The sequence below is a fragment of the Dryocola clanedunensis genome, assembly GCF_038405435.1.
Classification (GTDB): domain Bacteria; phylum Pseudomonadota; class Gammaproteobacteria; order Enterobacterales; family Enterobacteriaceae; genus Dryocola; species Dryocola clanedunensis_A.
In genome coordinates this window covers 325899-338871 of record NZ_JBBYHZ010000003.1, presented here as the reverse complement: position 1 = coordinate 338871, position 12973 = coordinate 325899, and the positions used below count along the sequence as shown (strand labels likewise).

General features: G+C 54.7%; 10 protein-coding genes. All 10 read right to left on the bottom strand.

Annotated elements, in window-relative coordinates; translation table 11 throughout:
* Positions 1–10: 10 nt before the first annotated feature.
* A complete protein-coding gene (locus AAE045_RS09170) occupies positions 11–1261 on the bottom strand; it encodes a winged helix-turn-helix domain-containing protein (RefSeq protein WP_455547441.1) in 1251 nt (416 codons plus the stop codon).
* A gap of 46 nt (positions 1262–1307) precedes the next feature.
* Positions 1308–2291: a tetraacyldisaccharide 4'-kinase gene (gene lpxK / locus AAE045_RS09165; protein ID WP_455547440.1), complete on the bottom strand. Its 984-nt coding sequence runs from the start codon at positions 2289–2291 to the stop codon at positions 1308–1310.
* Complete coding sequence (gene msbA, locus AAE045_RS09160; RefSeq protein ID WP_455547439.1) at positions 2288–4036, bottom strand: lipid A ABC transporter ATP-binding protein/permease MsbA; 1749 nt, start codon at positions 4034–4036, stop codon at positions 2288–2290. The genes lpxK and msbA overlap by 4 nt, the downstream gene beginning before the upstream one ends.
* 37 nt (positions 4037–4073) lie before the next feature.
* Positions 4074–6356, bottom strand: a complete 2283-nt coding sequence (locus tag AAE045_RS09155) for a ComEC family protein (RefSeq protein ID WP_455547668.1) — start codon at positions 6354–6356, stop codon at positions 4074–4076.
* A gap of 198 nt (positions 6357–6554) precedes the next feature.
* A complete protein-coding gene (gene ihfB / locus AAE045_RS09150; RefSeq protein WP_121267284.1) occupies positions 6555–6842 on the bottom strand; it encodes an integration host factor subunit beta in 288 nt (95 codons plus the stop codon).
* Between the two features lie 90 nt (positions 6843–6932).
* Positions 6933–8606 carry a 30S ribosomal protein S1 gene (gene rpsA / locus AAE045_RS09145; RefSeq protein ID WP_455547438.1) on the bottom strand — a complete coding sequence of 558 codons (1674 nt, stop codon included), beginning with the start codon at positions 8604–8606 and terminating at the stop codon, positions 6933–6935.
* Positions 8607–8797: 191 nt separating this feature from the next.
* Positions 8798–9478, bottom strand: coding sequence for a (d)CMP kinase (gene cmk / locus AAE045_RS09140; RefSeq protein WP_455427597.1), 681 nt, complete (start codon positions 9476–9478; stop codon positions 8798–8800).
* Positions 9479–9671: 193 nt separating this feature from the next.
* Positions 9672–10955: a 3-phosphoshikimate 1-carboxyvinyltransferase gene (gene aroA / locus AAE045_RS09135; protein WP_455547667.1), complete on the bottom strand. Its 1284-nt coding sequence runs from the start codon at positions 10953–10955 to the stop codon at positions 9672–9674.
* Between the two features lie 78 nt (positions 10956–11033).
* Entirely contained in the window at positions 11034–12119 is a 1086-nt protein-coding gene (serC, locus tag AAE045_RS09130) for a 3-phosphoserine/phosphohydroxythreonine transaminase (protein WP_455547437.1), read from the bottom strand.
* 160 nt (positions 12120–12279) lie between these two features.
* A complete protein-coding gene (locus tag AAE045_RS09125) occupies positions 12280–12972 on the bottom strand; it encodes a DUF421 domain-containing protein (RefSeq protein WP_455547436.1) in 693 nt (230 codons plus the stop codon).
* Position 12973: the final 1 nt, after the last annotated feature.

Sequence of the window (12973 nt, the reverse complement as noted above, 5' to 3'; positions counted from 1 at the left end):
ATCAGTGGCGTCAGGATAGCATATCTGATGAATTTTTCGGGGTAATTTCCCAGCCGCTGCCCCATACGGCAGCAAGCGGGGCCGGGATGTTCCCGAGCGTAATTCGTTCGGCACTTTGCCAGCAGGCAAACTCGCTCAGGGCATCGTGCAGACCAGCAATTGTGTTGAGGTGCGGTTTAACGCCTTCCTCAAGATACAGACCGATCACCTCAAGCGTTGCCTCTTTACGATGCATTTTTGCGTCCATTCGGCCCACCAGCGCACCCTGATGCAGCAGGGGCAGCACGAAATAGCCGTACCTGCGCTTTTCCGCCGGGGTATAGCATTCCAGCCGATAGGAGAAATCGAATAACGCTTCTGCACGTCGGCGATCCCAGACGACGGGATCGAAAGGCGACAGCACGGCGCTGCGGGTCGCTTTAAGCTTGTTTTGTTCTGCGCGGGGCAGCAGCCCGGACAGTGAATGGTCAACATACATCTCGCCCAGCTTTTCAACCTGAACCGGAAGGGCTTTGCCTTGTTCGACCCACCCGGCAACGAGCGACTTAATCGGGATATTTTTCAGCCGGTAGTAATCGGCCAGCCATTCCGGGCGGAAGATACCAAGGCTGCGGGCGCTTTTTTCCAGCATCAGCCGCTCGGCGTCCTGCTGCTGAACCAAATGCAATTCGTCATCCCAGTCGGGCATCACGCGGGAAGTAAGGTCGTACACGCGCTGAAAGTTACGCCGCTCTCTGACCATCACCTTTCCCGAAGTAAACAGGCCTTCAAGATGTTTTTTGTGCGGCTTCCACTCCCACCAGCCGCCAGCGCCTTTACGCGGATGTTCAAAATCCACTGAACGTACGGGCCCGTTGTCCTGAATATAGGCAAGCAGCTTTTCTATTTCTTCGGCGTTCTCCCGCATCCATTCAGCGCGGTATTTCCAGCCCATTTTTTCGGGGTTGAGCATTCTGTGGCGCACCAGCGCGAAATCTTCTTTTGGGAGGAAGCAGGCCTCATGCGCCCAGTATTCTATAAGCTCACCGCGCATTAATGCCTCATCGAGCCATGCCGGAGCATAGTGCCCAAGACGGCTAAAGAGGACGAGATAAGGGCTGCGGGCGACAATATTGATGGTATCGATTTGCAGCAGGGACATACCGGAGATGGCCGGGAGGATATCGGTCGGGCGGGCGCGGCGATGGGGTTTCAGCAGCAGCCCCTGGGCTGCCAGATGAAGATTGCGGGCGGAGCGTAAGGTCAGGTACGGTACGGACATAGCGTCTTCCTGTCATCAACATAGCTGTTCATGACCGCGCTGAAACTTACTTAATCAGCGCGCTCACCGATTGCAGCAGCTGTTCTGCCTGGGGTTCCGACAGATGGGCATCAACCGGCAGGTACCACCAGTTTTGGTGTCCGGCTGCAAAAGCCCGGCATTTCACCGCGTCCTTTTCGGTCATCAGCAGCGTTTGCCCATTCTGAACCAGCTTCGCGACGTCGGCTTCGTTCAGCGCCTGATGATCCGCCAGGCTTACGGTGCGGACAGGCTCTAAACCACAGTGCCGCAGGGTAGCAAAGAAACGAGGCGGATGGCCGATGCCCGCCATAGCCACAACGTTATTAAAGCTCTGCACGGCCCGGCGCTCACCCGTTTCGAGGTTAACCGCCTCGCCGGGTTGCAAATGCATGGCTATCTCACCGCCGCGAGCTTCCCCACCATTGACGATAACGGCATCAACGGACTGCAAACGTCCGGCTCTTTCACGCATCGGGCCTGCGGGTAGCCACCAGCCGTTGCCAAACCGACGAACGCCATCCACAACGACAATCTCTTTATCGCGGGCTAAAGCGTAATGCTGAAGGCCGTCATCAGTGATAATTATCTGCGGGTGGGCATGCTGGATCAGCGCTTTAACCGCTGCGCTGCGGTCGGGCGCAACGGCGACCGGCGCGCCGGTCCGCTGATAAATCAGAACGGGTTCGTCACCGGCCTGATCCGTTGTGCTCTGCTGAGTAAGCAGCAGCGGATAACTCTCTGCTTTGCCGCCGTATCCACGAGAGACAACGCCCACCCGAACACCACGGGCCTGCAGCTGCTCCACGAGCCAGATAACGACGGGCGTTTTGCCGTTGCCGCCTGCGGTAAGGTTGCCCACTACCACAACGGGCACCGGCGAGCGCCACACCTTCCGTAATCCTAGTTTATAGCTAAGGCGAATGGCACCGCTCACCAGGCCATATAGCCAGGCGAGCGGTAATAGCAGCAGATAGAGGGGAGATTTTCCCGACCAGATGCGTTCGATCATTCGCCGAACTGCATTTTGTGCAGCTGGGCGTACACGCCGCGATGGGCAATCAGCTCCGCGTGAGGACCACGCTCGACGATACGACCATCTTCCACTACGACGATTTCGTCGGCCTGTTCAATGGTTGACAGGCGGTGGGCAATAACCAGCGAAGTACGGTTCTTCTGCAGCTCATCTAACGCCGCCTGAATGGCGCGCTCTGATTCCGTATCCAGCGCAGAGGTCGCTTCATCCAGAATCAGAATCGGGCTGTCGCGCAGCAGCGCACGGGCAATCGCGATACGCTGACGCTGGCCGCCTGAAAGCAGCACGCCGTTCTCGCCTATCACCGTATCCAGACCGTTATCCATCTTCTCGATAAAGTCCATCGCAAAAGCCATACGTGCCGCTTTTTCGATATCTTCACGGCTGTACTGCTCGGTGCGGGCGTAAGCGATGTTGTTGGCAATGGTGTCGTTAAACAGGTGCACATTCTGAGAAACCAGCGCCACCTGATTACGCAGGGACGAAAGCGTATACTCGCGAATGTCGACGCCATCAATCTGAATGCTGCCCTGCTGAATATCGTAGAAGCGAGTGATCAGGCTGGCGATAGTAGATTTACCGGAACCGGAACGACCAACCAGTGCCACCATTTTACCGGCAGGGATCTCGAGGTTGATATTATGCAGCGCCGGGATCTCACGGCCTGGATAAGTAAAGGTCACGTCGCGGAACGCTACATCGCCTTTCGCACGCTCAATGGTACGCGTGCCTTCGTCTTTCTCCTGCTCTGAATCCAGAATAGAGAACAGCGTCTGGCATGCCGCCATACCGCGCTGGAACTGCGCGTTGACGTTGGTCAGTGATTTCAGCGGACGCATCAGGGCGATCATGGAGGAGAAGACGACGGTGATGGTACCGGCGGTCAGCGTTTCCATTACGCTCGGGAAGCTTGCGGCATACAGCACAAAGGCCAGCGCCAGGGAGGCAATCAGCTGAATGATAGGGTCAGAAATAGACGATGCGGACACCAGTTTCATGCCCTGGTGACGCATGCGGTTACTGACCTTATTGAAACGTTCGGTTTCAACTTCCTGACCACCAAAAATCAGAACTTCTTTATGCCCTTTCAGCATCTGCTCGGCGCTGGTTGTCACCTGCCCCATGGTGTTCTGCATGTTTTTGCTGATGTTACGGAAGCGTTTGGAGACGAAACGAATCGCAAAGGAGACGACCGGCGCCAGCACAATCAGAATCAGCGACAGCTGCCAGCTGTACCAGAACATCAGCGCAAACAGGCCGATGATGGAGGCGCCTTCGCGGACAACGGTGATGAGCGCGCTGGAGGAGGAGGAAGCAACCTGCTCTGAATCATAGGTGATGCGGGACAGCAGCGTGCCCGTTGACTGTTGGTCAAAGAACGCGACGGGCATGCCCATCATATGGCTGAACAGGCGACGACGCATATTCATAACCACCTGACCAGAAACCCATGAAATACAGTAGCTTGAGATGTAGCTGGTAATGCCACGCATGACCATAAGCCCAATAACCACCAGCGGCATCCATAACAATACGGACTTGTCCGCTTTCCCAAACCCCTCATCCAGCAGCGGTTTGAGCAGCGATAGCATAAAGGTATCGCTGGCTGCGTTGAGGATTAACGCAATCCCAGCCACGATCAGACCTGCTTTAAAAGGCGAAATCATCGGCCACAAACGGCGGAAGGTCTGCAATGTGGAGAGATCTTTATCGTTCTGCATTAAGTCGAACCAGCTTGTGATGAAATAGCCGCATATTCTACCTACTATCTCGGGTTACGCCAAACCACTGATGGTACCAACGGGGCAATAATTGCTCTCTGAAGCCATTGATTTGCCATTTATCACTGTTTATACGAATAGTGATCTGCCCGGAATGGGCGGTGTCGTACCATCGGTAGCCCTGCTTTTGGTACCTTGCGATAACTTTTACTGACGGTAAACGCCAGGCGTTATAACGAGAAGCGGAGGCCAGCGCAGCCTGACCCGATACCGCCCGCAGCAGCGGACCGCCTGATGATGTCCGGCTCCCGTGATGAGGAACCTGAATAATATCAGCCTCTAAAGCCTGCCACCGCTCCTTGAGCATAGCCAATTCTGCCGGAGCTTCCACATCGCCCGTGAATAACATGCGAAAGCGCCCGTCGCTGACCATCACCACACAGGAGCCGTTATTCCCCTTATTTCCGTTTCCGGGCGGCGGCCAGTGCACGGTAAAGTTCAGACCCTGCCAGCGCCAGCGCTGCCCGCGAAAACAGGGGCGGTGATTAGCCCACCCGAGCGAACTTCGAACTTCCAGCTTTGGCCACGTCTTTAGCAGACTGTTAAGCCCACCCCGATGATCAAGATGCTCGTGACTGAGTATCACGCCCTCGGGCGACAAGTTTTTCCAGCGCAGCCAGGGAATAATTACCTGCTGCGCGCTGTCTCCTCCGGGCCAGGCACCTCCGGTATCGTAGAGCATCACTTTTCCGTGGCGCACGACCGCTAAAGCAAGCCCGTGGCCGACGTCGGGCATAGTAACTTCCCACGAGGTGCGATCTTTTTTGCTAAGGACGCCCGAGGTCAGTACAGCCAGATAACCTCCAAGAACCACGAGCGACAGCGGTGACGTTTTTAGGATTGCCAGGCGATAAACGACAATGGCTAACCACCCCGCAAGGCTCAGTATCAGAAAACGGGAATCCAGCTCCAGCCATTGACCCGGTAATCGCGCCAGAATGGAAAATAGCCACGCCAGCAAAGTCTCTACGCTTCTCCACAGCGCTTCATCAATCCAGGGAGTGCCCGTCAATACCAGACCTGCCAGCAGAAGAGGCACAACCAGCAGCGAAACATAAGGAACGGCGATTAAATTTGCCAGCAGCGCATTGACGCTGACGCCATGAAACATGAACAGCTGCACGGGCATCAGTAACAGCGTGATGCCAGTTTGCAGATGGAGGACGCCTGCGGGATAACGGAAGTACCACTTCCTGCCCGCCATGCGCGGCGGCAGCGGCATCCACTGATACCAGAAAATCAGGCAGCCAACCGCCAGCACCGACAGCCAGAAACTGTCTGACAGCACCGCTAGCGGGTCAACGAGCAAGATCCCGCAGAAGCAGCACAACCAGACCTCCCATGCTGTCCACTGCCGTCCGTTCAGGCGCAGAAGCAGCCAGATTGCCAGCCCCGTCAGCACCCTCATGGTCGGAGGGTTACCTCCTGCAAGCCAGGCATAGACCCCGGCGGTCACCATGCTTGCCAGTAACGGTAAACGGAAACCAATACGCCAGGCAGGGAAGCTAAACTGGGCACCGCGGGCCAGCAGCCACCCTGCTCCTGCAGCCAGCGATATGTGCAGGCCAGAAATCGCCATCAGGTGCGCCGTCCCGGTCTGCCGCAGGAGATCTTTTACTTCTGCACTGATTCCAGCCCGCTCACCAAACGCGAGCGCCAGAATAATCCCTTGCCACTCCAGCTGCTGTGTTGCCGCCGTAACGCGCCTCATCCATTGCGCCCGGAGCGAGCAGGTTTCGCTAAGCCTTGTTGCTTCTGTCATTCGGCCACGCAGGGGTAGATGCTGCGCCAGAGCGTAGCGCTGGCTATCAAATCCTCCTTCGTTGAGCTGGCCATGAACCGGGCGCAGCCGAAGTTTCATCAGCCACTTCTGGCCCGGGCAAACCGATGCCGGAAGGTACACGCCTTTTAATGCCACGCCCACCGGTGGGAAAAGAAGATGATTATCAACGCGGATTACTTGCAGCTCATGGTTTTGAGCGCCGTCCGTGCGCGTAATGACGACCTGCGCGGCAACCGGCTTCTGGATCAGCTTTTCATAGGGCTCGAGGCTTTCTCGCCCGGCAAGCAGTCCCCAGCATAATGACAGGGCAAAAATACCGGGGTAACGACACGCCGGATGCCTCGGAACGAGCAGACACAAAGCTACAGCCAGCAGCACAGCTATAGCGTTAATCCCGGGAATAGCCGGTAGCCATAGCAACGGCACGATTCCCGCGATAATGCTTATGCATATACCGGACAGATTTATCTCCCTCACCTCCCTGTTAACGGGAGTCTGGAGCGACTGATATGCAGAGTCGAATGGTGAAAGTGGAATTTGCGCAGGGCTTTCAGAGAAAAATGAGGGGGGAACATTCGTCACAAAGAGATTTGCGAGCCGTGCCGAATAACCCGAATTGCGGACATAAAAAAACGGCACCCGAAGGTACCGTTTTTAACAGCTCAGTCCAGAGACTCAGTTGCCATAAATATTGGCGCGGTCACGTAGCTCTTTACCTGGTTTAAAGTGCGGAACGTATTTACCTTCCAGATCCACTTTATCGCCAGTTTTCGGGTTACGTCCGGTGCGTGGCGCGCGATAGTGTAAGGAGAAACTGCCGAAACCCCGGATTTCAATACGCTCGCCAAGGGCAAGAGTAGAGGCCATATGTTCCAACATCTCTTTAACTGCATCTTCCACGGCTTTAGCGGGAATATGAGATTGCTGGGTAGCAAGTCTTTCGATCAATTCTGACTTGGTCATGATTCCTCCGGTTTCCTTTCAGGAAAATTAGCTTACAGCTATCAATCGAACAAGGGCGGCCGTAGCCGCCCTGATTTAGCGCTCGGACGATTACTCGCCTTTAGCTGCTTTGAATGCTTCAGCCATTGCGTTAGAGAAGTTGCCTTCTTCCTGTTTGTTGTTAACAGTCGCAATTGCATCTTTCTCGTCAGCTTCGTCTTTCGCACGAACAGACAGGCTTACAACACGGTTTTTACGGTCAACGCCGGTGAATTTAGCTTCAACGTCGTCGCCTACGTTCAGAACCAGAGTTGCATCTTCAACGCGGTCACGGGACGCTTCAGAAGCACGCAGGTAGCCTTCTACGCCATCTGCTAATTCAACTGTAGCACCTTTCGCGTCAACTGCCGTTACTTTACCAGTAACGATAGTACCTTTCTTGTTCAGCGCAACGTAGTTGTTGAACGGATCTTCTGCGAGCTGTTTAACGCCCAGGGAGATACGTTCGCGCTCTGCGTCAACCTGCAGAACCACAGCTGCGATTTCGTCGCCTTTCTTGTATTCACGTACTGCTTCTTCGCCTGCAACGTTCCAGGAGATGTCAGACAGGTGAACCAGGCCGTCGATGCCGCCGTCCAGGCCGATGAAGATACCGAAGTCAGTGATAGACTTGATTTTACCTTCAACGCGGTCGCCCTTGTTGTGGGTCTCAGCAAACTGCTGCCATGGGTTGTTTTTGCACTGCTTCAGGCCCAGGGAGATACGACGACGTTCTTCGTCGATATCCAGAACCATAACTTCCACTACGTCACCAACGTTAACAACTTTGGATGGGTGGATGTTTTTGTTGGTCCAGTCCATTTCTGAAACGTGCACCAGGCCTTCAACGCCTTCTTCGATTTCAACGAAGCAGCCGTAGTCGGTCAGGTTGGTCACGCGGCCAGTCAGACGAGTACCTTCTGGGTAACGCTTAGCGATAGCTACCCATGGATCTTCGCCCAGCTGCTTCAGGCCCAGAGAAACACGAGTACGCTCGCGGTCGAACTTCAGCACTTTAACAGTGATTTCGTCGCCAACGTTCACGATTTCGCTTGGATGCTTAACGCGTTTCCATGCCATGTCAGTGATGTGCAGCAGGCCATCAACGCCGCCCAGATCAACGAATGCACCGTAGTCAGTAAGGTTCTTAACGATACCTTTAACTTCCATGCCTTCCTGCAGGTTTTCCAGCAGCTGATCGCGTTCTGCGCTGTTTTCAGATTCAATAACAGCACGGCGAGAAACAACAACGTTGTTACGTTTCTGGTCAAGCTTGATTACTTTGAACTCAAGCTCTTTGCCTTCGAGGTGCAGAGTGTCGCGAACCGGACGAACGTCAACCAGGGAACCTGGCAGGAACGCGCGAATACCGTTCAGCTCAACAGTGAAGCCACCTTTAACTTTACCGTTGATAACACCGACCACAGTTTCAGCTTCTTCGTAAGCTTTTTCCAGCGTGATCCAGGCTTCGTGACGCTTAGCTTTCTCACGGGACAGCAGAGTTTCGCCGAAGCCATCTTCAACTGCGTCCAGAGCAACATCAACTTCGTCGCCTACCTGGATTTCCAGTTCGCCAGCAGCGTTTTTGAATTGCTCAGCAGGGATCGCAGACTCAGATTTCAGACCGGCGTCAACCAGTACTACGTCTTTGTCGATAGCAACTACAACGCCACGAACGATGGAACCCGGACGGGTTTCGATTGTTAACAGGGATTCTTCAAAGAGTTGAGCGAAAGATTCAGTCATGTTGTTAATCTTCAAGGTTCTTTAGTTTAACGTCCATTTAGCGTCCCGCCGAATGGGGTTGTTTGACATACCCCGCCATTGGCTCCTTGCCGACAGGGTTAGATTACAGGGGGCAAATTTTACCCGATCTGTAGGGATATCGCCATGGCAATGTCATGACAATATTGACAAAATTCTTCTTTAATAGCCGCTTACGCGGCCAGCACTTCTCGTGCGTAGGCCAGTGCGCGTTCGATGACTTCGTCAATCGACATGCTGGTTGAATCCAGCACTAAGGCATCTGCTGCGGGCACCAACGGCGCTACGGACCGGTTACGATCGCGATCGTCGCGTTCTTTTATTTCGGCCAAAAGTCGCTCAAAGTTAACACTAAAGCCCTTTTCCTGCAACTGTAGCATACGTCTGTGCGCGCGTTCCTCGGAGGAAGCATCGAGGAAAATTTTTACTGGTGCATCCGGGAAAACCACGGTGCCCATGTCTCGTCCGTCAGCGATCAGGCCCGGCGCTTCGCGGAAAGCCCGCTGGCGGCGCAGCAGCGCTTCACGAACGCGAGGGAATGCCGCAACCTGAGAGGCAGCATTCGCCACTTCCTGAGTACGAATTTCACCGCTGACATCTTCGCCTTCAAGTATCACTTCAAGTTCGCCGTTGCTGGCAACAAAGCGCACGTCAAGGTGGGCGGCCAGGGGGACCAGCGCCTCCTCGGAAGCGACATCAACCTGATGATGTAACGCGGCCAGAGCAAGCACACGATAAATTGCGCCGGAGTCAAGCAGATGCCATTGCAGCGCTTCCGCCATAGCCTTACACAGCGTGCCTTTACCTGCACCGCTAGGGCCATCAATGGTTATTACTGGAGCGGGTGCCGTCATCTATTTCTCCTTCTCGCAGAAATGCGGGCTTAGTCGTAAACGCCGCGCATTATACGTCAGCCCTGCCAGGACTGTTATCTTTCCTGCGAAATATCCACGGGATCCACGCTGAGTGTAGAAGATTTGCGCAACAACGTTGTAAGGAAACGTAGAGGGATAAAAAAACCGCATCGAATGATGCGGTCCTGGAGCGTTACGCCGGAGTGCTGATGCTGGCGAGCCGGTCAAAATAGTCCGGGAAGGTTTTCGCGGTGCACTTCGGATCGAGGATGGTTACCGGAGTATCAGACAGCGCCACCAGAGAGAAACACATAGCCATACGATGATCGTCATAGGTGGCAATGTCGGCGAACTTCAGCTGCGCCGGAGGCGTGACGGTGATGTAGTCTTCACCCTCTTCCACCTCTGCGCCAACCTTACGCAGCTCGGTAGCCATCGCTGCCAGACGGTCGGTCTCTTTGACGCGCCAGTTGTAAATGTTGCGCAGCGTCGTGGTGCCTTTGGCGAACAGCGCCGCCGTCGCGATAGTCATGGCCGCGTCAGGGATATGGTTCATGTCCATATCGATGGCGTTCAGCTCACCCCGCTCGCAGGCGATGAAGTCTTCACCCCAGGTTACCTTCGCGCCCATTTTTTCCAGCACGTCCGCAAAGCGAATATCACCCTGCACGCTGTTACGCCCAATACCGGTCACTTTTACGGTGCCGCCTTTGATGGCGCCAGCTGCCAGGAAGTAGGAGGCAGAGGAAGCATCGCCCTCGACCAGATACGCACCAGGCGACTGGTAATGCTGGCCGCCGCGAATTACAAAGCTGCGGTAATCACGGTTTTCGACTTCCACACCGAAGGTTTTCATCAGGTGCAGCGTGATGTCGATATAAGGTTTTGATACCAGCTCACCTTTAATGGTGATTTCGGTGTCAGCAGCCGCCAGCGGCGCGGTCATCAGCAGCGCGGTGAGGAACTGGCTTGAAACGCTACCGTCAACGGAAACTTGCCCACCAGCAAAACCACCGCGCAGGCGCAGCGGCGGATAATTTTCCTGCTCAAGATAGTCAATCTGCGCGCCGCCCTGGCGCAGGGCATCCACAAGATGACCAATCGGGCGCTCTTTCATCCGCGGCTCGCCCGTCAGGACGATGTTATTGCTGCCGAGGCACAGCGCCGCCGCCAGCGGGCGCATCGCCGTTCCGGCATTGCCCAGGAACAGTTCCAGTTCGCCCGGCGCCTGTAAAGCGCCACCCATGCCGGTAACTTCACAGCGGGTGCGATCGGCAGAAAGCGTATAGCTGACGCCCAGCGCGCTAAGCGCGTTAAGCATATGACGAACATCATCGCTATCAAGCAGGTTAGTCAGTTCCGTCGTGCCACGGGCAAGGGCTGCCAGCAGCAGAGCCCGGTTAGAGACGCTTTTTGAACCAGGAAGATTGATGGTGCCGTCAACCAGCGCGATGGGTTGTAACGTCAGGGATTCCAGCATGGGGAATGTACTCTCAAATCAAACAAAATAAACCCCGCGAGCATCGCCCGCGGGGAGAAATACAACGCGCCCGGCTTAACCGTGGCGACGTTCGAAGTTAACCATAAAATCAGTCAGCGCCTGCACGCCTTCCAGCGGCATTGCGTTATAGATTGACGCACGCATGCCGCCAACAACCCGGTGGCCTTTCAGAGCATGCAAGCCTGCTGCGAACGACTCTTCCAGGAAGAGTTTATCCAGCGCGCTGTCCGCCAGCTGGAACGGCACGTTCATGCGTGAACGGTTAGCGGGAGCCACATCGTTTCGGTAGAAGTCGCTCTTATCGATAACGCCATACAGCAGGTCCGACTTCGCCTGGTTGATGTTGTCCATCGCGCTCACGCCGCCCTGCTCTTTCAGCCACTTGAACACCAGGCCGGAGAGATACCAGGCGAAGGTCGGTGGCGTATTGAACATCGAGTCGTTTTCATTAAGCACGGTGTAATCAATAATAGAAGGACAGGCCTGATGGGCTTTACCCAGCAGATCTTCGCGGACGATAACGATAGTCAGGCCAGCAGGCCCGATATTTTTCTGCGCGCCGGAATAGATGACGCCAAAACGGCTGATATCCAGAGGCTGAGACAGAATAGTGGAGGAGAAGTCGGCGGTGACCACGGTATCGCCAAAGTCAGGCGTTTCGTGGATGGCTATGCCGTCAATGGTTTCATTCGGGCAGTAGTGCAGATAGGCGCTGTTGTCGGAAACCTGCCATTCGCTCATCGGCTTGATAGCGCGCAGGCCATCAACGGTGGTTTTGGCATCGAATACGACCGGCGAGCAGTATTTTTGCGCTTCGTTAATTGCGCTGTGGGCCCAGTAGCCGACGTCAATATAGTCGGCCGTTGTTTTGTCGCCCAGCAGGTTTAACGGTAAGGCTGAAAACTGGCCGCGTCCGCCGCCGTGGCAGAACAATACTTTATAGTTCGAGGGGATTTGCAGCAGATCGCGAAAATCCTGTTCGGCCTCTTCCGCGACCTGAATGAACTCTTTACTGCGGTGGCTAATCTCCATAACGGAGGTGCCTAAACCATTCCAGTCACAGAGGTCGTGCTGTGCACGACGAAGCACTTCGACCGGCAGCATTGCCGGGCCAGAACTAAAATTGTATACCTGAGCCATTTCCCCTCACCAACCTTTTAGCAATAAGTTTTTATTACGTCATCGGTTTTATCATTCACTCGCAGAGGCTGCAACGGTTAATCAGACAGCCGGGGGTAATGTGCGCCACATCACACAAAACAATTCACCATCCCGGCTACAAAAAGCCCTATTTTCCCCGTCAGGTCACACGCTTAGCGGTAGAGGCTTTTACCCACTGCTGATGTTCACAGCGCGGGCACGGTAAATCTTCTCCGGCATTAAATGTCACCACTTCACTACAGCGGATACAGGCGTAATCGCCATCTTCTGGAACCTGTTTAAACCGTTCATTGCAGGGTTCTGGAAGGATGGACAAGCCGGGTCTGACGAGATGGTCGGGGAAGAAATAGACGCTTATCTGCCCGTTAGTTTCCAGTATCGCCAGACGCACCTGGCCCAGATGTTCCACGCCGTGCAGACGCAGCTCCATAAAGAATTCAAACTCCGTCATATTCTGGGATTCCATTTTTTCCCAGGCAAGCTCCCCCTCTTCGATGATAACGGCAGGCTTACCTTCAAAGAGATGTTCAAGTCTTTCACTGTGGCTCATCAGCCACATAACCAGACGATAGAGGCAGGCTAGCGTGATAAAGACCACAAAGACCGGCAGCATCGGCACATCATGATAAAACGCTACGTCGCCCGCCGCCGAGCCCAGCGTCAGGATAATCAGCACTTCAAAAAGCGACATCTGCCGCACGCCGCGGCGGCCCGTGATTTTTAAAAACAGGAATACAAGAATAAAGGTATAAACGCTGCGCACGGCGACTTCCCATAAGAAGTCCGGGGGCATTTCATCAAACGCCATACGCTGTAAATCAAATGTCTTCATT

Excerpts from the sequence above, each read along its gene's own strand:
- msbA (WP_455547439.1), bottom strand. The coding sequence starts at position 4,036 with ATGCAGAACGATAAAGATCTCTCCACATTGCAGACCTTCCGCCGTTTG.
- AAE045_RS09125 (WP_455547436.1), bottom strand. The coding sequence starts at position 12,972 with ATGAAGACATTTGATTTACAGCGTATGGCGTTTGATGAAATGCCCCCG.
- lpxK (WP_455547440.1), bottom strand. The coding sequence starts at position 2,291 with ATGATCGAACGCATCTGGTCGGGAAAATCTCCCCTCTATCTGCTGCTA.
- ihfB (WP_121267284.1), bottom strand. The coding sequence starts at position 6,842 with ATGACCAAGTCAGAATTGATCGAAAGACTTGCTACCCAGCAATCTCAT.
- rpsA (WP_455547438.1), bottom strand. The coding sequence starts at position 8,606 with ATGACTGAATCTTTCGCTCAACTCTTTGAAGAATCCCTGTTAACAATC.
- AAE045_RS09170 (WP_455547441.1), bottom strand. The coding sequence starts at position 1,261 with ATGTCCGTACCGTACCTGACCTTACGCTCCGCCCGCAATCTTCATCTG.
- serC (WP_455547437.1), bottom strand. The coding sequence starts at position 12,119 with ATGGCTCAGGTATACAATTTTAGTTCTGGCCCGGCAATGCTGCCGGTC.
- cmk (WP_455427597.1), bottom strand. The coding sequence starts at position 9,478 with ATGACGGCACCCGCTCCAGTAATAACCATTGATGGCCCTAGCGGTGCA.